Annotated in this window: 22 protein-coding genes and 1 pseudogene; 18 read left to right on the forward strand and 5 right to left on the reverse strand. The window is 71.3% G+C overall.

Going from position 1 to position 22,400, the window contains the following annotated elements; genetic code table 11:
* Positions 1-338: 338 nt before the first annotated feature.
* Positions 339-3,245 (forward strand): preprotein translocase subunit SecA, encoded by a 2,907-nt coding sequence (secA, locus tag MFF42_RS02530; protein ID WP_238254384.1) that lies wholly within the window; start codon positions 339-341, stop codon positions 3,243-3,245.
* A 10-nt stretch (positions 3,246-3,255) separates the two neighbouring features.
* A complete protein-coding gene (locus MFF42_RS02535; RefSeq protein ID WP_238254385.1) occupies positions 3,256-3,666 on the forward strand; it encodes a GNAT family N-acetyltransferase in 411 nt (136 codons plus the stop codon).
* Between the two features lie 6 nt (positions 3,667-3,672).
* Here the strand turns inward: MFF42_RS02535 and ampC are convergent, their stop codons facing one another.
* A complete protein-coding gene (gene ampC / locus MFF42_RS02540; RefSeq protein ID WP_238254386.1) occupies positions 3,673-4,860 on the reverse strand; it encodes a class C beta-lactamase in 1,188 nt (395 codons plus the stop codon).
* 51 nt (positions 4,861-4,911) lie between these two features.
* Between ampC and MFF42_RS02545 the strand changes: the two genes are divergently transcribed.
* From MFF42_RS02545 to MFF42_RS02620, 16 genes and pseudogenes are all read left to right on the forward strand, one after another.
* Positions 4,912-5,742: a 4'-phosphopantetheinyl transferase family protein gene (locus MFF42_RS02545; RefSeq protein WP_238254387.1), complete on the forward strand. Its 831-nt coding sequence runs from the start codon at positions 4,912-4,914 to the stop codon at positions 5,740-5,742.
* 370 nt (positions 5,743-6,112) lie between these two features.
* On the forward strand, positions 6,113-6,943 hold the full coding sequence (locus tag MFF42_RS02550) for a pyruvate, water dikinase regulatory protein (RefSeq protein ID WP_238254416.1): 831 nt from the start codon (positions 6,113-6,115) through the stop codon (positions 6,941-6,943).
* A gap of 10 nt (positions 6,944-6,953) precedes the next feature.
* Positions 6,954-8,090, forward strand: coding sequence for a glycosyltransferase family 61 protein (locus MFF42_RS02555; RefSeq protein ID WP_238254388.1), 1,137 nt, complete (start codon positions 6,954-6,956; stop codon positions 8,088-8,090).
* A gap of 16 nt (positions 8,091-8,106) precedes the next feature.
* Positions 8,107-8,766, forward strand: a complete 660-nt coding sequence (locus tag MFF42_RS02560) for a Maf family protein (protein WP_238254389.1) — start codon at positions 8,107-8,109, stop codon at positions 8,764-8,766.
* Between the two features lie 14 nt (positions 8,767-8,780).
* Positions 8,781-9,752, forward strand: coding sequence for a cation diffusion facilitator family transporter (locus tag MFF42_RS02565; RefSeq protein WP_238254390.1), 972 nt, complete (start codon positions 8,781-8,783; stop codon positions 9,750-9,752).
* Positions 9,753-9,792: 40 nt separating this feature from the next.
* Positions 9,793-10,629, forward strand: a complete 837-nt coding sequence (locus MFF42_RS02570; protein WP_238254391.1) for a shikimate dehydrogenase — start codon at positions 9,793-9,795, stop codon at positions 10,627-10,629.
* Positions 10,626-11,246, forward strand: coding sequence for a dephospho-CoA kinase (coaE, locus tag MFF42_RS02575; protein WP_238254392.1), 621 nt, complete (start codon positions 10,626-10,628; stop codon positions 11,244-11,246). Before MFF42_RS02570 ends, coaE begins: the two co-directional genes overlap by 4 nt.
* Positions 11,247-11,272: 26 nt before the next feature.
* Complete coding sequence (locus MFF42_RS02580) at positions 11,273-11,467, forward strand: type II toxin-antitoxin system HicB family antitoxin (RefSeq protein ID WP_238254393.1); 195 nt, start codon at positions 11,273-11,275, stop codon at positions 11,465-11,467.
* A 258-nt stretch (positions 11,468-11,725) separates the two neighbouring features.
* Positions 11,726-12,436, forward strand: coding sequence for a DNA polymerase III subunit epsilon (dnaQ, locus tag MFF42_RS02585; RefSeq protein WP_238254394.1), 711 nt, complete (start codon positions 11,726-11,728; stop codon positions 12,434-12,436).
* A gap of 203 nt (positions 12,437-12,639) precedes the next feature.
* Positions 12,640-13,089: a ribbon-helix-helix domain-containing protein gene (locus MFF42_RS02590; RefSeq protein ID WP_238254395.1), complete on the forward strand. Its 450-nt coding sequence runs from the start codon at positions 12,640-12,642 to the stop codon at positions 13,087-13,089.
* A gap of 77 nt (positions 13,090-13,166) precedes the next feature.
* Complete coding sequence (locus MFF42_RS02595; RefSeq protein WP_238254396.1) at positions 13,167-14,429, forward strand: extracellular catalytic domain type 1 short-chain-length polyhydroxyalkanoate depolymerase; 1,263 nt, start codon at positions 13,167-13,169, stop codon at positions 14,427-14,429.
* A 36-nt stretch (positions 14,430-14,465) separates the two neighbouring features.
* Positions 14,466-14,846 (forward strand): annotated as a pseudogene (locus MFF42_RS02600) (IS110 family transposase); the annotation flags it as partial.
* Positions 14,847-15,643: 797 nt separating this feature from the next.
* A complete protein-coding gene (gene hemE / locus MFF42_RS02605) occupies positions 15,644-16,714 on the forward strand; it encodes a uroporphyrinogen decarboxylase (RefSeq protein WP_238254397.1) in 1,071 nt (356 codons plus the stop codon).
* On the forward strand, positions 16,711-17,160 hold the full coding sequence (locus tag MFF42_RS02610; RefSeq protein ID WP_238254398.1) for an NUDIX hydrolase: 450 nt from the start codon (positions 16,711-16,713) through the stop codon (positions 17,158-17,160). Before hemE ends, MFF42_RS02610 begins: the two co-directional genes overlap by 4 nt.
* Positions 17,153-17,593, forward strand: coding sequence for a protoporphyrinogen oxidase HemJ (gene hemJ / locus MFF42_RS02615; RefSeq protein WP_238254399.1), 441 nt, complete (start codon positions 17,153-17,155; stop codon positions 17,591-17,593). Before MFF42_RS02610 ends, hemJ begins: the two co-directional genes overlap by 8 nt.
* Before the next feature lie 85 nt (positions 17,594-17,678).
* A complete protein-coding gene (locus MFF42_RS02620; RefSeq protein ID WP_238254400.1) occupies positions 17,679-18,020 on the forward strand; it encodes a lysozyme inhibitor LprI family protein in 342 nt (113 codons plus the stop codon).
* A 149-nt stretch (positions 18,021-18,169) separates the two neighbouring features.
* On the opposite strand, the gene hisG is transcribed toward MFF42_RS02620, so the two are convergent.
* The 4 genes from hisG to MFF42_RS02640 form a co-directional block, all read right to left on the reverse strand.
* Positions 18,170-19,147 carry an ATP phosphoribosyltransferase gene (hisG, locus tag MFF42_RS02625; protein ID WP_238254401.1) on the reverse strand — a complete coding sequence of 326 codons (978 nt, stop codon included), beginning with the start codon at positions 19,145-19,147 and terminating at the stop codon, positions 18,170-18,172.
* A complete protein-coding gene (locus MFF42_RS02630) occupies positions 19,144-20,310 on the reverse strand; it encodes an ATP phosphoribosyltransferase regulatory subunit (RefSeq protein WP_238254402.1) in 1,167 nt (388 codons plus the stop codon). Before MFF42_RS02630 ends, hisG begins: the two co-directional genes overlap by 4 nt.
* A gap of 134 nt (positions 20,311-20,444) precedes the next feature.
* Positions 20,445-21,332 (reverse strand): TIGR01459 family HAD-type hydrolase, encoded by an 888-nt coding sequence (locus MFF42_RS02635; protein ID WP_238254403.1) that lies wholly within the window; start codon positions 21,330-21,332, stop codon positions 20,445-20,447.
* Positions 21,333-21,669: 337 nt separating this feature from the next.
* Complete coding sequence (locus MFF42_RS02640; protein ID WP_238254417.1) at positions 21,670-22,272, reverse strand: TetR/AcrR family transcriptional regulator; 603 nt, start codon at positions 22,270-22,272, stop codon at positions 21,670-21,672.
* Positions 22,273-22,400 lie beyond the last annotated feature (128 nt).

Raw genomic sequence — 22,400 nt, forward strand, 5'->3', positions numbered from 1 at the left:
CTCCCTCCGGCGCGCGAGCGCCCTCGCGCGCCGGAGGGAGAACGGAATCGGCATCGGAAGCGTCGTTCCTTGGGCGTCGTCCCCGCCGGGCCGGTCTGTTCGCCGTCCGGCTTCGTCCCGCGGGGCTCGTCGGGATGCGGCAGGTGCCGCGAAGCGCGACACAGGTGGAACCTCTTCGGGGCAAAGGCAAGCGTGGCCTTGGATCGCCCCGCGCGCTCGTGAAGGCGCCTCGGCACTACCGGATGCGCCTGCCGATATTTACCTCTATAAGCCCGCCCAATGCAGGCCGGCGGCGCCCTCGATGCCGCCCGCGACGACCTCACGACCGCAGGTTCACGATGCTCGGTGCCCTCGCCAAGAAGATTTTCGGCTCGTCCAACGACCGCCGCGTCAAGGGCTTTCGCCCGCGCGTGGCGGCCATCAACGCGCTCGAACCGGAAATCAGCGCGCTGTCCGACGAGCAGCTGCGCGCCCGCACGCAAAGCTTCCGCGATCAGCTCGCCGCCGGCACCCGCCTCGACGACCTGCTGGTGCCCGCCTTCGCCACCGTGCGCGAGGCGGCCAAGCGCGTGCTCGGCCAGCGCCATTTCGACGTGCAGATGATCGGCGGCATGGTGCTGCACGAGAGCGGCATCTCGGAGATGAAGACCGGCGAGGGCAAGACCCTGGTCGCGACCCTGCCGGTCTACCTCAACGCGCTCGAGGGCAAGGGCGTCCACGTCGTCACCGTCAACGACTACCTCGCCTCCCGCGACGCGGAATGGATGGGCCGGGTCTACCGCTTCCTGGGCCTCACCGTCGGCACCATCGTGCACGGGCTCGACGATGCGCAGCGCAAGGAGGCTTACGCCTGCGACATCACCTACGGCACCAACAACGAGTTCGGCTTCGACTATCTTCGCGACAACATGAAGTACGAGCTCTCGCAGATGACGCAGCGGGGGCACCACTACGCCATCGTCGACGAGGTCGACTCGATCCTCATCGACGAGGCGCGCACGCCGCTCATCATCTCCGGCCCCGTCGATGACCGTTCGGAACTCTACGTCGCGGTCGACGGGATCATGCCGCAGCTCCTGCCGGAGCACTACGACCTCGACGAGAAGCAGCGCCAGGTCTCGCTGACCGAGGCCGGCAACGAGTTCATCGAGGGCGCCTTACGCGAGGCCGGCATCCTCAAGGAGGGCGACCTCTACGACGCCCACAACGTCACCCTCGTCCACCACGTGAACCAGGCGCTGCGCGCCCACACCCTGTTCACCCTCGACAAGGACTACATCGTCAAGAACGACGAGGTCGTCATCATCGACGAGTTCACCGGCCGCATGATGCAGGGCCGGCGCTACTCGGAGGGGCTCCATCAGGCGCTGGAGGCCAAGGAGCGGGTGACGATCCAGCCCGAGAACCAGACGCTCGCCTCGATCACCTTCCAGAACTATTTCAGGCTCTACAAGAAGCTCGCCGGCATGACCGGCACGGCGTCGACGGAAGCGGACGAGTTCGCCGAGATCTACAAGCTCGACGTCGTCGACATTCCGACCAACAAGGAGATCGAGCGCGTCGACGAGGACGATGAGGTCTACCGCACCGTCGAGGAGAAGTACGAGGCGATCATCAAGGAGATCGACAAGGCGCATAGCCGCCTGCAGCCGGTGCTGGTCGGCACCGGCTCGATCGAGAAGTCGGAGCTGATCGGCGAGCTCCTGAAGAAAGCCGGCTACACGCTGCTCGACTATTCCGACCCGAACGCCCTGACCGACGTCTACGCCGCCGCCCGCGAGAACCGGGTGACCAAGCGGTTCGCCGTGCTCAACGCCCGCTTCCACGAGCAGGAGGCCTACATCGTGGCCGAGGCCGGCGTGCCGGGCGCCATCACCATCGCCACCAACATGGCCGGCCGCGGCACCGACATCAAACTCGGCGGCAACCTCGAGATGCGCATCGAGAAGGAGCTCGGCCACCTCGCCGAGGGGCCGGAGCGCGAGGCGGCGATCGAGGCGCTGAAAGCCGAGATCGCCGAGAACCGCGCCAAGGTGCTGGCCTCGGGCGAGAAGGCCGACCCGGAGGCCGGCCGCAAGAAGGACCTGCCGGGCGGGCTCTACATCATCGGCACCGAGCGCCACGAGAGCAGGCGCATCGACAACCAGCTGCGCGGCCGCTCCGGCCGCCAGGGCGATCCGGGCCGCTCGAAGTTCTACCTGTCCCTCAAGGACGACCTGATGCGCATCTTCGGGTCCGACCGCATGGACGGGATGCTGCAGCGGCTCGGCCTGGAGCAGGGCGAGGCGATCATCCATCCCTGGATCAACAAGGCGATCGAGAAGGCGCAGCAGAAGGTCGAGGCGCGCAACTTCGACATGCGCAAGAACGTGCTCAAGTACGACAACGTCATGAACGACCAGCGCAAGGTCGTGTTCGAGCAGCGCCGCGACCTGATGGGCCAGGACAGCGTGCGCGACACCATCGACGAGATGCGCCACGGCGTGATCGACGACCTCGTCGCCGTCCACATCCCCGAGAACGCCTATGCCGAGCAGTGGGACGCGGAGGGGCTGAAGGCCCGCGCCCTCGACCTGCTCAACCTCGATCTTCCGGTCGAGGAATGGGTCAAGGAGGAGGGCATCGCCGACGAGGAGATCCGCGAGCGCCTGCGCAAGGCCTCCGACGAGTCCTACGCCGCCCGCGTCGAGCGCAACGGCGCGGAGGTGATGGCCTATGTCGAGAAGCAGGTGGTGCTGCAGGTGTTCGACCACCTCTGGCGCGAGCACCTCGTCTCCCTCGACCACCTGCGGCAGGTGGTCGGCTGGCGCGGCTTCGCCCAGCGCGACCCGCTCAACGAGTACAAGTCGGAGGCGTTCGAGCTGTTCAACGGCCTCGTGGCGGCCCTGCGCGAGCAGGTCACCGCCCAGCTCGCCCATGTCGAGATCATGCAGCAGCAGCCCGACGGCTTCGCCGAGGGCGGGTTCGAGCAGGCCGGATTCGGCGAGCCGCAGCTTCCGCCGATGTTCCCCGAGCACCGCGACCCGGTCACCGGCGAGAACGAGTTCGCCTATGGCGGCAGCGACGGCGGGGCGGGCGGCGCCTACGGCTTCGCCGCGCGCGAGCTCTCGGCGGAGACGGCGGTGCTGGAGCGCAAGCCCGACGACGCCTCGACCTGGGGCAAGGTCGGCCGCAACGAGCCCTGCCCCTGCGGCTCGGGCAAGAAGTACAAGCACTGCCACGGCCGCTTCGCCGCCGAGGCGTGAGCGTCCTCCGGTGAGCGGCGCGCTCGTCTACGGGCTGGAACCGGATCTCGACGCGGAGAGCTTTCAGGCGGTCCTCGTCGAGTCCGGGCTCGCGCCGCGGCGGCCGGCCGGAGACCGCGCGCGGCTCGATCGGATGCTGCGGGCCTCCGACCTGATCGTCACCGCCCGGCTCGACCGGCGCCTCGTCGGCGTGGCGCGCACGCTCACCGACTTCGCCTTCTGCGCCTACCTCTCCGACCTCGCCGTCGCCCGCGACTGCCAGGGCCGCGGCATCGGCCGCGGGCTGATCGAGGCGACCCGCAGGGCCGCGGGTCCCGAGGCGTGCCTGCTGCTGACCGCCGCGCCCGGCGTCGAGGGCTATTACGAGGCGATCGGCATGCCGCGCCTGACCAACGCCTTCCGCTACGACCGGGAGCGCTGAGCGGGATCAGGGATCCTTCTCCGCCAGCGCCTCCAGCACGGCGTGCGCCGCCGCGATCCGCGCCGGGATCGGAAAGGCGCGGTTGGCCAGCATGACGAGGCCGATGCGCTTCTCCGGCACGAAGGCGACGTAGGCGCCGAAGCCGTTGGTGGAGCCGGTCTTATTGAACAGCGTGGCCCCCGTCGGCGCCCGCGGCGGGTCGAGCGGTTCGGCGGGCTGCGCCTCGAACCGCACCGCATCGGCGTTGGCGGCCTGGAGGCGCTCCAGCGAGAGCGGATAGGGCAGCAGCTCCCAGCCGAGGCCCTGCACCATCGCGCCGACGCGGGAATACCCGACATGGGTGCCCTCAATCGCCTGCCGCAGCGGCGGATCGAGGCGGGCGGGATCGAGGTTGGCCTCGACGAAGCGGATCATGTCGGCGGCGCTCGATTTCACGCCGTAGGCCTGCGCGTCGAGCACGCCCCGGTTCACCCGGATCGGCCGGCCCTCCTTGCCGTAGCCCCAGGCGTAGCGCGCCATGTCGGACGCGGGGACGCGGATGAAGCTGTTCGTGAGGCCGAGTCCCGGAAACAGCCGGTCCTGCATCAGCTCCGAAAAATCGCCGCCGAGCGCCGCCGCGGCGGCGGCGCCGAACAGGCCGAGGCTCGGATTGGAGTAGACCCGCCGCGTTCCGGCGGGCGCGGAGGGCTGCCATTGCCGGACATAGGCCCTCATCGCCGCTTCGTCGGTGACGGCGTCGGGGAATTGCAGCGGCAGGCCGCCCGCGGTGTAGGTGCCGAGGTCGCGCAGGCTGGCGCGATCGAGGGCGCTGCCCCGCAGCCAGGGCAGGAACCGGCCCGGCGCGTCGGCGAGGGAGAGCCGGCCGAGCGCCTGCGCCTCGGCGGCGAGCGTCGCCGTGAAGGTCTTGCTGACCGAGCCGATCTCGAACAGCGTGTCCCGCGTCACCGGCCGCCGCCCCTCCCGGTCGGCGAGACCGAAGGTGAAGACGGCGGATTGCCCGTTCCGCGTCACGGCGACGGCGAGGCCGGGCACGTCGTAGTCCTTCAGGAGCGGGCGGTAGGCGCGTTCCACGACCTCGGCGATCCGCGCGGACGCGCCTTCAGCCGAGGCTTCCGCCGCAGCGGGACCGGAGCCGGAGAGCGGGCCGCAGAGCAGGCCGCCCAGCGCGAGGGCGGAGAACCCGAGCTTTCGCATTGCGGAAATGGCGCGTTTCCTTCTTGGCTCGGGCGAACGGAGCGGGCGGTCATGACGTGTGAGGAAAGCGCCGAAAGCGCGGCAGGACCGGAGGCCGCGAGCCCGCTGGTGCGGCGCCTGCGCCTCGCCCTCGACGCCCCCCGGACCGGATCGATGCAGGCCGTCCTGGCGCTCGCGAGCGCGCCGCTCGACTGGCTCGACGCCCATCGCGGCGGCTTCCTCCACGGGGACGAGGAAGCGCTCCTCACCGACCGCCTCCACGCCCGCCGCCGCCACGGCCTGCTGATCGGGCGCTACGCGGCCAAATGCGCGCTCGCCGCGCTCCGGCCCGATCTCGATCCGCGGGCCCTGGCGATCCGGCCCGGCGTGCTGGAGCAGCCGGTTCTCTCCGGCGCGGGCGGTGAAAATCTCGGCATCAGCCTGTCGCATGCCGGCCCGGTCGCCGTGGCGGTCGCCTATCCCGAGGCCTGCCCGATGGGGATTGATCTGGAGCGGATCCGGCCGGCCAACGTCGCGTTGCTGACGCGCCAGACCAACGCGGCGGAGCGGCGCCTCGTCGCCGCCCGCCTCGACGCGCCGGAGGCCGAGCGGCTGACGCGGCTGTGGTGCCTGAAGGAGGCCCTCTCCAAGGCCCTGCGCTGCGGGCTGACCGTGCCGCTCGAACTGCTCGCGGTCGGGAGCGCCGAGGCGGGGCCGCCGGGGCTCGGCGTCACCTTCGCGAATTTCGCGCAGTACCGGGGCCTGAGCCTCGCCGCGGGCGATCTCGCCGCCGCGCTGGTGCTGCCGCGCCCGCCGGCGGTGACGCTTGCGCCCGATGCGGCGGCCTGGGAGGATTTTCGCCGCGCGCTGACCGAGGCCGCGGCGCGGGGAGCGGGGGAATAGGGCCTTTGTCCGCGAAAGGTCGCGGCCACCTTTCATACGACATCCGATTGATCCCTTCGGGATGGCGGATGTCGGCGACGCTCAAGCGCCGCGCGGGCTTGCTGATACGCTTCCCGCTCTGATCGAGCGGAAGCCGTATCATACGGTTTCCGGTCGATCACCTCGGGCCTTGCCCCATCCCATCATCGCGAGCGGCAGCCGAAGCGATCCGGACGCGCGACGGCGCCCTGTTCCAGCGTCCTGATCGCCTCGGACCTTGCGGCGATCGGCAATTCGCCATCGCCTTCGCGCGAAAACATGCTCTAAGCATCCCCGTGGGGCGGCTCGGCCGCTCGCAAGACCGATGCGTCACCGTAGAGTCGGGCCGACGATGAGCCGCAGCTACTTCCATCTCCACCTCGTCTCGGACTCCACCGGCGAGACCCTGATCAATGTCGGACGCGCGGCGGCGGTGCAGTACGAGGGGATCTCGGCGATCGAGCACGTCTACCCGCTGGTGCGCTCCGGCGCGCAGCTCGAACGGGTGATCTCCGAGATCAAGGCGGCGCCGGGCCTCGTGCTCTACACCCTGGTCGGCCACGACCTCATCGAGCGCCTGGAGGAGGCCTGCCGCGAGACCGGCTCGCCGACGCTCAACGTGCTCCAGCCGGTCCACGCGCTGCTGCGCTCCTATCTCGGCGCGACCTCGACCGAACGGCCCGGCGCCCAGCACATGCTCAACGCCGAGTACTTCAAGCGCATCGACGCGATGAACTTCACGCTCGCCCACGACGACGGCAACCTGCCGGACGACCTCGACGAGGCCGACGTGGTGCTGGTCGGCGTCAGCCGCACCTCGAAGACGCCGACCTCGATCTATCTCGCCAATCGCGGGCTGAAGACCGCCAACCTCCCCCTCGTGCCGTCGATGCCGCTGCCGCCGAGCTTCGACCGGGTCCGGAAGGCGCTGATCGTCGGGCTGATCGCCAGCCCCGAGCGGATCGTGCAGATCCGCCAGAACCGCCTCCTCAGCCTCAAGGCCGACGACAACTCCTCCTACGTCGACCGGGAATCGGTGGCCGACGAGATCGCCGCCTCGCGCCGGCTCTGCGCCAAGTACCGCTGGCCGACCATCGACGTGACCCGCCGCTCGATCGAGGAGACGGCGGCCGCGATCCTCGACCTCTACCGCGAGCACCGCCTCAAGTTCATCGCGACCTGAGGACGGGAGGATGGAAGACGCCGCCCTCGCCGCGGCCGATCTGCGCGAGACCGTCCAAGCCGGGCGGGGGCGCTGCACCGATCTCAGCCTGTCCTACCGGGACTGGGCGCAGCCGCCCGACCTCATGATCGGCGCGGTGACGCCGACGCTGCTGCGCGTCTACCACGAGCAGACCACCGTCCTCGGCACCAGCCTCTACGAGCTGCCGGGGGCGGAGGTGACGGCGGAGGGCGTCGTCCTCCTCGACGGCGTGTTTCAGTACGCCGCCCAGCTCAACATCTTCCCCGTCAATTTCGAGGGGCATTTCCGCGCCATCGCCGCGCGGCTGCCGGGTCTGCGCCGGGTGGCGGTCGAGGAGCCCGCCGTGCTCCTGACCGGGATGGGCCACCAGATGTACGGCCACTGGCTGGTCGATTTCCTGCCCAAACTCTTCCTGCTCGACCGGGCCGGCCACGATATCGCCCGGCTCCGCTACCTCCTGCCCGCCGACACGCCGGATTTCGCCCGCGTCTGGCTCGGCCTCCTCGGGATCGGCGAGGACCGCCTCGTCGTCTACGATCCGGGACGCGAATGCGTCGCCTGCCGCTCGCTCCTCGTGCCCACGGCTTTGCGCTTCGTCAGCCGCGCCTCGCCGCTGATGCGGCAGGCCCGCCGCTTCCTGCTCGACCGCGCGGCGCCCGGCCGGGGCTGGCGGCCCCGCTGGCGGATCGGCCGTCGCCGCGAGAAACCGGGGACGGAAAAGATCCTGATCGCCCGCTCGGACAATGCCGACACGCGCAACCGGCGCTCGCTCGCCGAGCGGGCGGCGTTCGAGGAGACGGCGCGTCTCCGCGGCTTCACCCGCGTCCGGCCGGAGCGTCTGAGCATTCTTGAGCAGATCGCCCTGTTCCGCTCCGCCGCCACGATCATCGGGGAATACGGTTCGGGGCTGCACGGCTCGCTGTTCGCGGCCCCCGGCACCACCGTCGTGGCCCTGCGCGACAACGGGCTCGAACTCGGCTTCCTGCAGAGCTCGATCGACCACAGCCTCGGCCATGCGAGCGGCTACGTGATCGGCTCGGAGCGCTCGGAGGAGGGGTTCTTCTCCGTCGCGCCTCAGGATATCGACTTCCTGTTCGACTGGCTCGACTGGCGCGGCCTGCGCTGACGGAAATTTTTTCGACGTGACCGCATCTGCCCTCTGGCTCGCCCCTGAGCCGCTCCTTCTCGCCTCGGCGAGCGCCACCCGGCGCGACCTCCTGACGGGCGCCGGCCTGCCGGTGGAGACGGCGCCGGCGCGGATCGACGAGCGCGCCCTCGAAGCCGAGGGCGGCGCCCTGGCTCCGGCGGAGCTGGCGCGGCGTCTCGCCCGGGCCAAGGCGGCGGAGGTGGCGGGCCGCCATCCCGGCCGGATCGTGGTCGGCGCCGACCAGGTGCTCGAATGCGAGGGCCGGATCTTCCACAAGCCCGCCGACCTGGAAGCGGCGCGGACCCATCTCGCCCGGCTCCAGGGCCGGACCCACGCGCTGCATTCGGCGGTCGCGATCCGGCGCGACGGAGCGGCCGAGGCCTTGGTCGAGCGGGATTTCGTCGAGCAGGATTTCGTGGAGCAGGATTTCGTGGAGACCGCGCGGCTGACCATGCGGCCCCTCGATGCCGGGGCCATCGACGCCTATCTGCGGCTCGCGGGCGCGGCGGTGACGACGTCGGTCGGCGCCTACCAGCTCGAGGGGCTCGGCATCCACCTGTTCGCGCGGGTCGAGGGCGACCATGCGACGATCCTCGGCCTGCCGCTGACGCCCCTTCTCGCGCGGCTGCGGGGCATGGGCCTGCTGGCGTTCTGATACGGCGAGGGGCGATGGACGACCATCGGGGGCACGACCACGATCACGCCGGGCACGGGCACAGCCATGGTCACGGTCACGCACATGGGGGGCACGGCCATGTCCACGCCCCCAAGGATTTCGGGCCGGCCTTCGCAATCGGCATCGCGCTGAATCTCGGCTTCGTCGTCGTCGAGGCGCTCTACGGCTGGCTGTCGAATTCCATGGCGCTCGTGGCCGATGCCGGCCACAACCTCTCCGACGTGCTCGGGCTCGTCGCCGCCTGGATCGCCGCGGTGCTGGTCAGGCGGGCGCCCTCGGCCCGTTTCACCTACGGCCTGCGCGGCTCCTCGATCCTCGCCGCCCTGTTCAACGCGGTGGTGCTTCTCGTGGCCACCGGCGGCATCATCGCCGAGGCGGTGCAGCGCGTCCTCGAACCGGCCCCGGTCGCCGGCACGACGGTGATGGTGGTGGCCGGGATCGGCATCCTCATCAACGGCTTCACCGCCTGGCTGTTCGCCTCGGGAGCGAAGGGCGACATCAACATCCGCGGCGCCTACCTGCACATGATGGCCGACGCGGCGGTCTCGGCCGGCGTGGTGCTCGTGGGCCTCGTCATCCTCACCACCGGCCTCGACTGGCTCGACCCGCTGGTGAGCCTCGTCATCGCCGCGCTCATCATCGTCGCCACCTGGGGCCTGCTGCGCGACAGCGTGGCGATGTCGCTCGCCGCGGTGCCGCCCGGCATCGACCCGGAGGCGGTGCGCGCCTGTCTGGCCGCCCGCCCCGGCGTGCGCGGGCTGCACGACCTGCACATCTGGCCGATGAGCACCACCGAGCCGGCGCTCACCGCCCACCTCGTGGTGGCGGACGGGGCGAACCACCGCCACTTCCTCAAGGAGACGGCGGACGAGCTGCGCGAGCGCTTCGGCATCGGCCACGCCACCCTCCAGATCGAGATCGAGGGGCAGACCGCCTGCACGCTGCCGAAGGGCTGCGTCGCGTGATGTCCCCCGACGTTTCAGGCGCAGCCGCCGGCAGGATTCCATGACAGCCAGGGCCTTCGTCGTCGGCCACCCGATCCGGCATTCCCGCTCGCCGCTGATCCACGGCCACTGGCTCGCCGAGCACGGGCTCGACGGCACCTACGAGCGCATCGACGTGGCGCCGGACGCGTTCGAGGCATTCTTCCGCGGGTTGCCGGCTTCGGGCTTTGCCGGCGGCAACGTCACCATCCCGCACAAGGAGGCGGCCTTCCGCCTCGCCGACTCCCTGACCCCGCGGGCGAAAAAGATCGGGGCGGTGAACACGCTGATCGTCGAGGGCACCCATGTGCGCGGCGACAACACCGACGCGCCGGGCTTCATCGCCCATCTCGACCACAGTCTCGCCGAGGGTTGGCCCGAGCGGACCGGCGGGTCCGCCCTGGTGCTCGGCGCGGGCGGCGCGGCGCGGGCCATCGTCGTCGGGCTGGTGGAGCGCGGGCTCTCGGTCCGCGTCGCCAACCGCAGCCCCGAGCGGGCGCGGGCGCTCGCCGGACTCGATCCCGGCCGCGTCGCGGCGCTGGCCTGGGAGGACGTGCCGGGGGCGCTGTCCGACACCGGGCTTCTCGTCAACACCACCTCGCTCGGCATGGCCGGGCATCCGCCGCTCGACCTCGATCTTGCCCCACTCCCGGACCGCGCGGCGGTGGCCGACATCGTCTACGTGCCGCTGGAGACGCCGCTGCTCGCCGCCGCGCGGGCGCGCGGGCTCGCGGCGGTCGACGGGCTCGGCATGCTGCTGCACCAGGCGGTGCCGGGCTTCGAGGCGTGGTTCGGCCTGCGCCCGCAGGTGACGCCGGCCCTGCGCGAAAAAATCGTCGCGGACCTTCCCGCGACATGAGCGCGACGGACCAGCCCCGCCGCCCCGTGGTGCTCGGCCTCACCGGCTCGATCGGCATGGGCAAGTCGGCCACCGCCGCGATGTTCTCCGCCCGTGGCGTGCCGGTCCACGATTCGGACGCGGCGGTCCACGCCCTCTACGGGCCGGGGGGCGCGGCGGCGCGGGCGATCGGCGAAGCCTTTCCCGGCACCCTGACGCCGGAGGGCGGCGTCGACCGTCCGGCCCTGCGCGCGGCGGTGCTCGGCGACCCGGAACAACTCGCCCGCCTCGAAGCGATCGTGCACCCGCTGGTCCGCGACGAGAGCCGCGCCTTCCTCGCCCGCCACGCGGGGGCGGCGCTGGTCGTCCTCGACATCCCGCTCCTGTTCGAGACCGGCGCCGAGGCCCGCTGCGACGCCGTCCTCGTCGTCACCGCCCCGCCCGAGGTGCAGCGCGCCCGCGTGCTCGCCCGCCCCGGCATGACCGAGGAAGCGTTCGCGGCGATCCGTGCCAAGCAGATGCCGGATGCCGAGAAGCGCGCGCGGGCGGACTTTCTGATCGACACCAGCCGCGGGTTCGCGCACGCGGAAGGCGAGGTGGAGCGGATCGTCGAGGAACTGGTTCGCCGAGGCCCGTGAGGGAGCCATCATGTGAGGGAGCCATCATGGACGAGCTCACCTACCCGATCCTGGTCACGCCGCTCACTGCGGATGACGGGGGCGGGTTTGCCGCCACGGTGCCTGACCTGCCCGGATGCATGTCCGATGGCGAGACCCCTGAGGAAGCACTTCGGAACGTCCGCGAGGTGATCGATGCCTGGATCGCGATGGCGCGCGAATTCAGCCACGCCGTTCCATAGATCACGTCAGGGGTTGGACTGCTCTGAAGGGGCCGCTGGTTTTTCACTCGCACGGGCCTGTCGGATGCGGAGGCCGCCGCCGTCGCTCTGATCTGACAAGCCGGAGCGCCTCTCCTTCCCCCGCAAGGGGGGAGGGGACAGGCGGATGACCTTTTCGGACGTTCGCATGGGGTCGGACTGACCGTCCCTTCCACGGGGCCGGTTAACGCATCCTTCGCTGTCCGGTAGGAGGCTGTGCCTTCGCTTGGAACCCAAAAAATGCTGCGCGAGATCGTCCTCGATACCGAGACCACCGGCACGGACGCGAGGAACGGCGACCGGCTGATCGAGATCGGCTGCGTCGAGCTGATCAACCACGTCCAGACCGGCAAATTCTATCACCAACTCATCAACCCGCAGCGGGCGGTGTCCGAGGGGGCGTTCGCGGTCCACGGCATCTCGGACGCGATGCTCGCCGACAAGCCGGTCTTCGCCGACGTGGTCGATGCCTTCGTCGCCTTCTGCGGCGATGCGCGGCTGGTGATCCACAACGCGCCCTTCGACGTCGGCTTCCTCAACATGGAGTTCGCCCGGCTCGGGCCCGCCGCCCCGAAGGCGATCCCGCTGGAGGACGTGGTCGATACCCTGCTCCTCGCCCGCCGCAAGCATCCGGGCGCGGCCAACAACCTCGACGCCCTGTGCAACCGCTACGGCGTCGACACGACCCGCCGCGTCAAGCACGGCGCGCTGCTCGACGCGCAGATCCTGGCCGAGGTCTATGTCGAGCTGCTGGGCGGCAAGCAGACCAGCCTGGGGCTCAGCATCGCCGAGCCGGTCGAGAGCGTGGCGCGCGCGGCGGCGGCCGATTCGGGTCCGGCCGGGCCCCGGCCAATGCGCAGCCGGCTCACCGAAGCGGAGCGCCTGCGGCATGGCAGCTTTGTCGAGAGCCTCGGAACAAACGCCGTCTGGCGGGAATACCTGGAACCGTGAGCCGGCGGCCGCATCGGCCGTTCCGGTTAAGTCCCTCTCCGGACGCCCTCTTCGGCGGCGCTTGACCCGCTGCGCCGGCTCAGGCGCCGGCCGACATCCATCGGAGCCGAGTCGCGTTATTGCTGCAATGCAAAAAGTTTCATCTTGCGGCGCAGCATAAGCGTTCCCATACCATCCCCATGGATGGCGCAGGGATGGGCGCGATGATGGATCTGATGCAGGAGAGCCGGCCGGACACCCCGCTCGCGCTGCGCGGCGGGACGCGGTCCGGCGACCACGAGAAGATCACGGTCAATCTCGGCTTCGTCGATCTCGGGCATGTCGATCTGCTCGTCTCGGAGGGCGTCTACGCCAACCGCAGCGACTTCATCCGCACGGCGATCCGCAACCAGATCGAGCGGCATGCCGACATCACCCGCCAATCGGTCGCCCGCAACCCGATCGAGGTCGGCCTGCGCCGCTACGGCCGGGCCGAGCTGGAATCGGCGCGGGCGGCGGGCACCCGGCTCGACATCCGCGTCCTCGGCCTCGCCGTGATCGCCGACGACGTTCCCGCCGACCTCGCCAGCGCCGCGATCGCCTCGATCGAAGTGCTCGGCAGCCTCCAGGCGAGCCCCGCCGTGAAGCGTGTGCTGGCCGACCGCCTGCTCTGAACCCCCGAAGACATCCCCTCCCTCGTGACCCGCGGCGCGCGCCCGCGCCCGTCGCCGACCCGGAAAGCGAGACCCGCATGACCGACCGTCCCAATGCCTTCTTCACCGACATGACCGAGGCGACCCGCCTGACCCGGGCCGGACGGCTCGGCGAGGCGACCGCCCTGATCCAGCGCAGCCTCGGTGCGGCGGGCCTGTCCCCCGGCGGGCCGCAGAAGGCCGACGCCGCGGCCGCCCCGCACGGGACGCCGCGGCTCGAAGGTCCGGCGGCCCGGCTCGACGCCGAGACGGATCGCGAGGCGGGCCACACGGCGCTGATCCCGGAGCGGCTTCGCGAGAACATCGACCAGATGATGCAGGGCCTGCGCACGCTCGCCCCCTCTCTCCGGGGGCTGGTGAACGGGGGCCTGCACGCGCCGGGACCGGGTCACATCGGACCCGAGGGCGTCGAGCCGGAGGACGGCCAGTTCGTCGCCCGCAGCTTCTCCAACGCGGCCGGCGCGCGGGACTACAAGCTGTTCATCCCGAGCCCCCGGAGCGGGCGCCGCCCGCTCCTCGTGATGCTGCACGGCTGCACGCAGACGCCCGACGACTTCGCCGCGGGCACGCGCATGAACGCGCTGGCCGAGGAGGAGGGGATCTACGTCGTCTATCCCCGCCAATCGAGCCGGGCCAACGCGCAACGGTGCTGGAACTGGTTCGAGCCCGGCGACCAGGGCCGGGAGATGGGCGAGGCCGGCATCATCGCGGGGCTCGTCCGCGCGGTCTGCGCCGAGCACCCGATCGACCGCTCGCGCATCTACATCGCCGGGCTCTCGGCGGGCGGGGCGGCGGCGGCCAACATCGCCCGGGCCTATCCCGACCTGTTCGCGGGGCTCGGCGTGCATTCGGGCCTCGCCGCGGGCTGCGCCCGCGACCTGCCCTCGGCGCTCTCGGCAATGCGCGTCGGCGCGCCCGGCGCGGCGGAGCCCGGCGGCGCGGCCGGCTTCGGCGCCGGATCGGTGACGCAGCGCCTGCGGGTGCCGACCATCGTCTTCCACGGCGAGGGCGACGGCACCGTCCACCCCCGCAACGCCGAGGCTGTGCTGGCGCAGGCCGGCGTCGAGGCGCTGACGCCGCGGCGGGAGAGCGGGACCGGGGGCGGCCACAGCTACACCCGCACCCGCTACGCCGACGAGGCGGGCCGGGTGCAGGTCGAGGCGTGGTCGGTGCAGGGCGCGGGCCACGCCTGGTCCGGCGGCAGCCCGGAGGGCAGCTACACCGACGCGAGCGGGCCGGACGCCTCGCGGGCGATGCTCGACTTCTTCCTCGGCCACAGCCTGCCGGGTTCGCGGGGCTAGCATTGTCCCGAGAGCCTGTTGACGGGTCGATCCGATGAGGCTTGCGGGGCCAGCCACCACTGGGCGCGGGAACTGACGCGCCTGGGCCACATGGTGCGGCTGATCGCGCCGCAGTTGGCCAAGCCGTATGTCCGCCGAGGCAAGAACGACGCGGCGGACGCGGCCGCCCTGTGCGAGGCGGCGAGCCGGCCCAGCATGCGCTTCGTGCCGGTGAAGACGCCCGAGGCGCAGGCGGCGCTGATGCTGGCGGGCCAGTGCACGCGCTTGGTACGCCAGCGGGTGCAGCTGGCCAACACGATCCGCGGGCATGCGGGCGAGTTCGGGATCGTGGCAGCCAACGGCGCGGCGGCGATCGGGCCGTTGCTGGTCCGTCTTCGCACGGCCGCGATCCCGGACCTGGCCCGCGCGCTGTTTGCCGAGCTCGCGATGACGGTCCCGGTTACTCCCTCCGTCGGGGCAGGCGGAGCCGGAGCCGTCCGGGCCGCGACGCGGCCGGCAGGGGAGCCACGGCCTTCGCCCACAATCACGCGATAGGTCATACGGATTGCGGCTGATTGGTTCGGTCCAGACCCCACCACCGTCATTCCGGGGCGCTGACAAGCGAACCCGGACTTGAAGGGGCGCGCCGGAGGCGTGCAATCCACCCGTGATGCCACGTTGAGCCGCGCATCTCAGGTGGATCCCGGGTTCCGCTGCGCGGCCCTGGGATGACGGGAAGCAGCACCAAAGGAATCAATCGGAAGCGGTGTCAGTGATTTGCAGATCGCGCCGCGAAGTTTGCCGCCGCACTATCCCCAGCCCGCGTCCGGGGAGTCGACAAGTGGGGAAAAGCCGGCTCGGAATCCGCACGACGGCGGGTTGTCCCGAAAACCGTCGACTCCTCCCTCAACATGGCGTGCTTTCGCGGACGCCGGACTCGCCCGGATGGGAGAATCCGGGACCGCGGGGGCCGTCGGGGCACGCAGCCCCACGCAAGCCTCTGCTGAGCTTGGCCTATCGTGGAGATTAGAGCCAATCCGTTAAGAGGTGATTAACGCCGCGGCTGTGGGGAGGGCCTGTGGACGCGCTTGCGGCATCACGATCCAACGTCCAAGAGAAAAAACAGAGATTCTAGAATCTCTCTTTCTTTGAAGAGGGCCGGGGTGGGGATGGCGAGGTCGCGACCTCTCCGGCCTCGCCACGGAAGGCAACCGGGCAGGAAGCGGGTTCGACGAATGGCGGAGGCAAGGACGGCCAACAGGCCGGTGCTGCGGGTCCTGTCGGGCGAGGCGATCGCCCCGCCCCCGGCCTGGATGATGCGCCAGGCCGGCCGCTACCTGCCGGAATACCGGGCGACGCGGGCGGAGGCCGGCTCCTTCCTCGACCTCTGCTACAACCCGGCCTTCGCCACCGAGGTGACGCTCCAGCCGATCCGCCGCTTCGGCTTCGAGGCGTCGATCCTGTTCTCCGACATCCTCGTGGTGCCCCACGCGCTGGGCCAGGACGTGCGCTTCGTCGAGGGCGAGGGTCCGCGCCTCGACGCGCTGGAGGGCCGGGCGCAGTTCGAGCGCCTGCGCGAGGCCGGCGACCCGGCGATCTTTTCGCATCTGGCCCCGGTCTTCGAGGCGGTGGAGCGGATCCGCGGGGCGTTGCCGCACGAGACCACGCTGCTCGGCTTCTGCGGCGCGCCCTGGACGGTGGCGAGCTACATGATCGGCGGGCGCGGCACGCCGGACCTCGCCCCGGCCCGGGCGCTGGCGGCCTCCGATCCGGCGCTGCTCGACGCGCTGCTCGACCGGCTGGTGACGGTGCAGACCGAGTACCTCGTGCGCCAGCTCCGCGCCGGCGCCGACGCGGTGCAGATCTTCGAGTCCCATGCCGGCGTGCTGCCGGATACCGCCGACGGCGACGCGCTCGCGCGCTTCTCCCTCGGGCCGATCGCCCGGATGATCGAGGGCATCCGGGCGCAGGTGCCGGGCGCAAGAATCATCGTCTTCGCCCGCGGTTCGGGGCTCGAGGGCCATGCCCGCGTCGTCCCCGAGACCGGGGCCGACGCCGTCGGCGTCGATTGGGGGGTCGATCTCGCCGCCCTGCGGGCCCGTGTGCCGGCCGCGACGGTCACCCAGGGCAACCTCCACCCCGAGACGCTGATCGAGGGCGGGCGGGCCCTGGACGCGGCCGTGGACGCCATCCTGGCGGCGACGGACGGCACGCCGCACATCTTCAATCTCGGCCACGGCATCACCCCGCAGACGCCGATCGCCCATGTCGAGCGGATGCTGGCCCGGCTCAGGGCCGGCCGGTGAGCCGCATCCGCGTCGCGGCCCTGGCCCTGATCCGCCGGGACGAGGCGGGCGAGGCGTTGCTGCTGGTGCGCAAGCGCGGCAGCCTCCGCTTCATGCTCCCCGGCGGCAAGTTCGAGGCGGGCGAGACCGACGCCGCCTGCCTCGCCCGCGAAGTCCAGGAGGAACTTGCCATCGCTTTCGAGCCCCGCACGGCGGCTTGGCTCGGCCGGTTCGAGGCGGAGGCCGCCAACGAGCCCGGCCATATCGTCGAGGCGATCGTCTATCGGCAGGAGGCCGCCCCCGGCCTGATCCCGGTCTGCGCGGCGGAGATCGAGGAGATCCGCTGGCTCCCGCTTGCCGGCACGACGGACGATGCGGCGCTGCCCCTCGCCCCGCTTCTGACCGGACACGTCCTGGCGCGCCTGCGCGCCGCATCCCCCATACGGAGTGCCTCACCCGGTGCTTGAGACCCTGTACCCCTGGATCAAGGCGTTCCACGTCATCGCGGTGATCGCCTGGATGGCGGCGATGCTCTACCTGCCGCGCCTGTTCGTCTACCACGCGGCCCTGCCCGCCGGCTCGCGGGTGCAGTCCGAGACCTTCAAGGTCATGGAGCGGCGCCTGCTCAAGGCGATCATGACCCCGGCCATGATCGTGACCTGGCTCCTCGGGCTCTGGCTCGCGTGGCAGAGCGGCTACTACGCCGCGCCCTGGCTCCAGGCGAAGTTCGCCCTGGTGCTGGCGATGAGCGGCATGCACGGCTTCCTCTCGCGCACGGTCAAGGACTTCGCCGCCGACCGCAACACCCGCGGCCAGCGCTTCTACCGGGTGATCAACGAGGTGCCGACGCTGCTGATGATCGGCATCGTCATCCTCGCGATCGTGAAGCCCTGGAGCTGATTCTTTCTCGCGCGGCCGGCACCGGGGCGGGGGCAGGCCGTTGGAAGGGCAAAGCGTGGCCGTTGCCCGCGATGGAGCCTGTCCGATGCGAACGACCTTCCTCGCCCTCGCCCTGAGCGTCGTCCTGAGCCTGCCGGCGGCGGCCGCGAGCTTTCCCTGCGCCAAGGCCGAGACGCCGGACGAGAAGACGGTCTGCGACACCCGCGCCCTCAACGACCTCGACGTCGAGATGGCGGTGCGCTTCGACATCCTCAAGGACCTGCTGCCGATGGGCAACCGCACCAAGATGCAGGACGATCAGGAAGCGTGGCTCAAGGACCGCCGCGCCTGCGGCACCGACGTCGCCTGCCTGACCGCGGCCTACGAGGGCCGGCTCAAGGTGCTGCGGGGTGTCCTGTCGGAGTTCGCCAAGCAGGGCGGGCAGTAGGACCTCGGGAATCCGGGGTTCGAAGGGCGAGCCCTTCGCGGGTCCAGGGCGGAGCCCTGGGAAGATCCGTCGGGCTCTGCCCGACACCCGCCGAAGGGATGATCCCTTCGGAAATCCCATGACCGGACCGTCTCTCGCGACGCGGTCTCTCACAACCGCGCCAGCAGCCGCTCCGCCAGCGGGTTCTCCGCGGCGAAGGCGTAGTCGATCCGCCGCACCGTGACCGCCCGCGCCCCGGCCTGCACCAGGGCGTCGGAGAGGTCGAACACCGCGTCCACGGGGCAGCGCATCACGATCTCGCCGTCGGCGCCGCGCGGGGCGCCGTAGGGCAGCTCCGCCTCGTGCAGGCCGGCGAGGGTGGCGAGATCGATCTCGCCCGTCTCGGGCAGCGCCGCGCGGACCTCGCGGCTGGTGCGGGCGCGCTCCTCCGCGGCGATGCGGCCGAGCACGGTGCGCAGGCCGGCGCGGGCCGTCTCGCCCCAGGGCGCCTTCAGCGAGGCGACGAGGTTGGCCTCCGAGCGCAGCATCACCCCGTCGTCCAGAACCTTCAGGGCGTTGGCCGCGAGCGTGGTGCCGGTGGTGGTGATGTCGACGATGATCTCCGCCGAGCCCGCCGCCGGCGCCCCTTCCGTGGCGCCCAGGCTCTCGACGATGCGGTAATCGGCGATCCCGGCTTCCGCGAAGAAGCGGCGGGTCAGGTTCACGTACTTGGTGGCGATGCGCATCCGACGGCCCTGGCGCAGGCGCATCTCGCTCGCCACCTCGTCGAGGTCGCTCATGGCGCGGACATCGATCCAGGCCTGGGGCACGGCGACCACCACGCTGGCATGGCCGAAGCCGAGCGGCGTGAGCAATTCGACGCTCGCCCCGGGGTCGGGCAGCATCTCGCGGATCAGATCCTCGCCGGTGACGCCGAGATGGGCGGCACCGCTGGCGAGCTGGCCGGCGATCTCGGAGGCCGAGAGGTAGCGCACCTCGACGCCGGGGAGCCCCGCGAGCGTGCCGCGATACTCGCGCCCGCCCGCCTTCTGCACCAGCTTCAGCCCGGCGCGGGAGAAGAAGGCGCTGGCATTCTCCTGCAGCCGGCCCTTGGAGGGGACGGCGAGAACGAGGGGTGAATCGGTCACGCGACAACTCCTCCGGCGTTTCCGTCCGCGCTTCCGTCGACGCAGCGCGACAGCCAGAACGCGCAGCCCACCGCCGGCAGCGGCACCGGGCTGCCGAGCTGCTGCAGCAGCCCGTCGTAGCGCCCGCCGCCGACCAGCGTCGGGCCTCCGGCCGAGCCCGTCACCTCGAAGATGAAGCCGGTATAGTAGTCGAGGTTGCGGGCGAACCCGCCGCTGAAGCGGAAGCGCTCCACGGCCAGGCCCCGCGCCGCCATGAAGCCGGTGCGCTCCTCGAACAGGGCGAGCGCCGCCGCCAATCCCTCGTGGGTCAGGCCCGCCTCGCGGGCGAGCGCCCGCACCGCGGCCGCCGCCGCGTCGGGATCGCCGGAGATCGCGCAGTAGCGCTCGATCAGGTCGCGGTTGCCCGCGTTGAGGCCGGCGCCGCCCTGCGCCTGGGCCGAGGCCTTGGCGAGGAAGCGCTCGGCGATGGCGCCGGCGCTGCGCCCGCCGACCTGCGAGATCCCGGCGATCGACAGCACGTCCTCGACGAAGGCGCGCACGGCGCCGGCATCCTGGCCCTGGATCGCGGCGAGCAGGCCGGCATGGCGGTCTTCCGTCTGCGCGGCGTTGGCGACCTCGTCGAGGGAGCGCCCGGCGGCGATCGCCCGCAGGGTCCTCCGCTTGGCGACCGGCGGCACCTGAAGGGCGTCGAGGAAGGCGTGGGTCAGGCCCATATCGCCGAGCCGCACCGCGACGTCGGCGCGCCCGAGCAGGCCGAGCCCCTCGAGGGCGAGGCCCAGCACCTCGGCATCCGCCGCCGGGGTGTCGGTGCGCCCGATCGACTCGATGCCGCCCTGGACGAACTCGTCGGGCTCGCCTGCGGCCACGCGGAAGACGGGCCCGAGATAGCTGTAATCGGCGCGCTCGCCCGGCCGCGTCGCCTGGTGCAGGCGGCAGACCGGGATGGTGAATTCCGGCCGCAGGCACAATTCGGCCCCGGCCGCGTCCTGCGTCACGAAGATGCGCCGCCGGATGTCCTCGCCCGAGAGTTCGAGGAAGGGCTCGACCGGCTGCAGCACGGGGGGCGAGGCGGGCACGTATCCGCAGGCGGAAAAATGCGCCGACAGCCGCACATGGCGCAACGCCTCCGCCCCGCTCGGGCCGCCTGCCTCCGGTCTCGTCATCGGTTCGGATCCAGCTTGGTTTCGGCCCCCATAGCAATCGCGTCACCGGTTGGCGACCGGGGAGAGGCACCGGAGAGGCATTCGAGAGGTATTTCCCGGCGGATCGGACTGCGTAACGGCCGCGTCGCCCACGCCTACCAGACCAGCCGCTCGATCACCGCGTCGGGCCGGACCGGCTGCGCCGCGAGCCATTCCGCGATGTCGCCGAGGCTGTGGTGCTCGGCCGTCACGCCGAGTTCCTCCGCGTGGATGCCGCGGGCCACCAGGATCGAGGGGATGCCGTAGCCGGCGGCGCCGGCGATGTCGGTGCGGATCGCGTCGCCGACCGCCGCCGTGCGGCTCACCTCCGGCGCCGGCCCGCGATCGAGTTCGCCGGCCATGGCGAGCGCCGTCGCGTAGACCGGCCGGTAGGGCTTGCCCGCGTAGACGACCGCGCCGCCGAGGGCCTCGTAGGCCTGGGCGATCAGGCCGGCGCAGGGGATCAGCTTCCTGTCGCGCTCGACCACGAGATCGGGATTGGCGCAGATCATCGGCACGTCGCGGGCGCGGAACGCGGCCAGCGCGTCGCGGTAATCCTCCGCCGTCTCGGTATAGTCGTCGAACAGGCCGGTGCAGACGATGCGCTGCGCCTCCTGCGCCGGGACCAGGGTGAGGTCGAGCCCATCGAAGACCGGCGCGTCGCGCTCGGGGCCGAGATGGTACACGCGCTCGCCCGGATGCTCGGCGATCAGCCGCCGGGTCAGGTCGCCGGAGGTGAGGATCGCGTCGTAGGCCTCCCGCGGGACGCCGTAGCCGTCGAGGATCTTCTGCACGCCCTGCCAGGGTCGGGGCGCGTTCGAGACCAGGATCACCCGGCGCGGGCGCGGGCCCGGCAGCCCCCGGAAGCGGATCAGCGCCTCGCCCGCCGCGGCGTGGCCGCGGGTCCCGTCGTGCAGCACACCCCAGACGTCGCACAGGATCAGGTCGTAGCGCTCGGCCACCTCTTCGAAATGGCGCAAGGTCGGGACGGAGGGGTGGGTCATCGAAGAGTCCGGTCGGCGGTGAGAATGCGGGCTCTATAGCGGGGTTTTCGGACCGCTGGAGGCGCTAAACCTTCCCCGCAGAGGGTCGTTGCAATCGAGTTCAACTCGGCCGTCATTCCAAGGCCGCGGAGCGGAACCCGGAATCCACCCGTGATGCGGCGTGGAAGCATGGGGTCGAGGCCAATCGTAGCTGCACGCCTCCGGCGCGCCCCTTCGGGTCCGGGTTCGCCTTCGGCGCCCCGGAATGACGCGCGTTAGGTATTCTGAGCGCGTCCGGATCGCTCATGCCACTGATCGGAGCTCGCAACCCTCTGCCAACGGGAATGCGGGAAAAAAATCACCCCAAAAACCGTCCCACCAGCAGCCGCGCCAGGTCCCGCGGCGGGTCGGGGGTGAGCACGGCGAGCTTGCGCGAGGTCGAGAGCGAGGCGAGCCCGTGCAGGGCGGCCCAGAGGGCGGCGACCGCCCGGCGGCGCTCGTCCGGTTCGGCGATCAGCGGCGCCAGCGCCGCATCGACGAGGCCGACCGGCTCGGCCAGGGCGGCGGCGTACCAGTCGGGAAACGGCTGGTCCGGCGCGGCGAGGTGCTCGAACAGCAGGCTCCAGACCCGCGGGTCGGCGGCGACGAAGACGAGGTAGGCGTCGGCGAGCGCCAGGGCGTTCTCCCGCGGCGGCCGGTCCGGGTCGATCACCGCGCGCAGAGCCGCGTGCAGCCGGGCCAGCGTGCGGGCATTGACCCGCAGCACCACCTGATCGAGGTCCCCCACCGCGTTGTAGATCGAGTTCGGTGCGTAGCCGATCGCCGCCGCCAGCCGCCGCATGCCGAGCGCGCGGAACCCCTCGTTGCGCACGAGGCTCTCCGCCGTGCCCGCGACGAGAGCGATGAAGCCCTCCCGGTCGTGCTCGCCCCTCGGGCCGCTGCCGCGCGACTTGCCCGCCATGTTGCCTGCCAAGGCCGCTCCTCACCTGTCGATGTCGCCCGTCGGCGTGCGTGCCCGCACCCGGCATCGGGGTCAATTGCACGACGTTCAAAATAGGGCTTGCACGGTGTTCGGCCCAGTTTAATTTG

Source organism: Methylorubrum podarium, assembly GCF_022179745.1.
Classification (GTDB): Bacteria; Pseudomonadota; Alphaproteobacteria; order Rhizobiales; family Beijerinckiaceae; genus Methylobacterium; species Methylobacterium podarium.

What these genes read in the sequence shown, in the direction of transcription:
- secA (WP_238254384.1), top strand. Translation starts at nt 339, where the DNA reads ATGCTCGGTGCCCTCGCCAAGAAGATTTTCGGCTCGTCCAACGACCGC.
- ampC (WP_238254386.1), bottom strand. Translation starts at nt 4,860, where the DNA reads ATGCGAAAGCTCGGGTTCTCCGCCCTCGCGCTGGGCGGCCTGCTCTGC.
- MFF42_RS02545 (WP_238254387.1), top strand. Translation starts at nt 4,912, where the DNA reads ATGACGTGTGAGGAAAGCGCCGAAAGCGCGGCAGGACCGGAGGCCGCG.
- MFF42_RS02550 (WP_238254416.1), top strand. Translation starts at nt 6,113, where the DNA reads ATGAGCCGCAGCTACTTCCATCTCCACCTCGTCTCGGACTCCACCGGC.
- MFF42_RS02555 (WP_238254388.1), top strand. Translation starts at nt 6,954, where the DNA reads ATGGAAGACGCCGCCCTCGCCGCGGCCGATCTGCGCGAGACCGTCCAA.
- MFF42_RS02565 (WP_238254390.1), top strand. Translation starts at nt 8,781, where the DNA reads ATGGACGACCATCGGGGGCACGACCACGATCACGCCGGGCACGGGCAC.
- MFF42_RS02570 (WP_238254391.1), top strand. Translation starts at nt 9,793, where the DNA reads ATGACAGCCAGGGCCTTCGTCGTCGGCCACCCGATCCGGCATTCCCGC.
- coaE (WP_238254392.1), top strand. Translation starts at nt 10,626, where the DNA reads ATGAGCGCGACGGACCAGCCCCGCCGCCCCGTGGTGCTCGGCCTCACC.
- MFF42_RS02580 (WP_238254393.1), top strand. Translation starts at nt 11,273, where the DNA reads ATGGACGAGCTCACCTACCCGATCCTGGTCACGCCGCTCACTGCGGAT.
- dnaQ (WP_238254394.1), top strand. Translation starts at nt 11,726, where the DNA reads ATGCTGCGCGAGATCGTCCTCGATACCGAGACCACCGGCACGGACGCG.
- MFF42_RS02590 (WP_238254395.1), top strand. Translation starts at nt 12,640, where the DNA reads ATGATGGATCTGATGCAGGAGAGCCGGCCGGACACCCCGCTCGCGCTG.
- MFF42_RS02595 (WP_238254396.1), top strand. Translation starts at nt 13,167, where the DNA reads ATGACCGACCGTCCCAATGCCTTCTTCACCGACATGACCGAGGCGACC.
- hemE (WP_238254397.1), top strand. Translation starts at nt 15,644, where the DNA reads ATGGCGGAGGCAAGGACGGCCAACAGGCCGGTGCTGCGGGTCCTGTCG.
- MFF42_RS02620 (WP_238254400.1), top strand. Translation starts at nt 17,679, where the DNA reads ATGCGAACGACCTTCCTCGCCCTCGCCCTGAGCGTCGTCCTGAGCCTG.
- MFF42_RS02630 (WP_238254402.1), bottom strand. Translation starts at nt 20,310, where the DNA reads ATGACGAGACCGGAGGCAGGCGGCCCGAGCGGGGCGGAGGCGTTGCGC.
- MFF42_RS02635 (WP_238254403.1), bottom strand. Translation starts at nt 21,332, where the DNA reads ATGACCCACCCCTCCGTCCCGACCTTGCGCCATTTCGAAGAGGTGGCC.
- MFF42_RS02640 (WP_238254417.1), bottom strand. Translation starts at nt 22,272, where the DNA reads ATGGCGGGCAAGTCGCGCGGCAGCGGCCCGAGGGGCGAGCACGACCGG.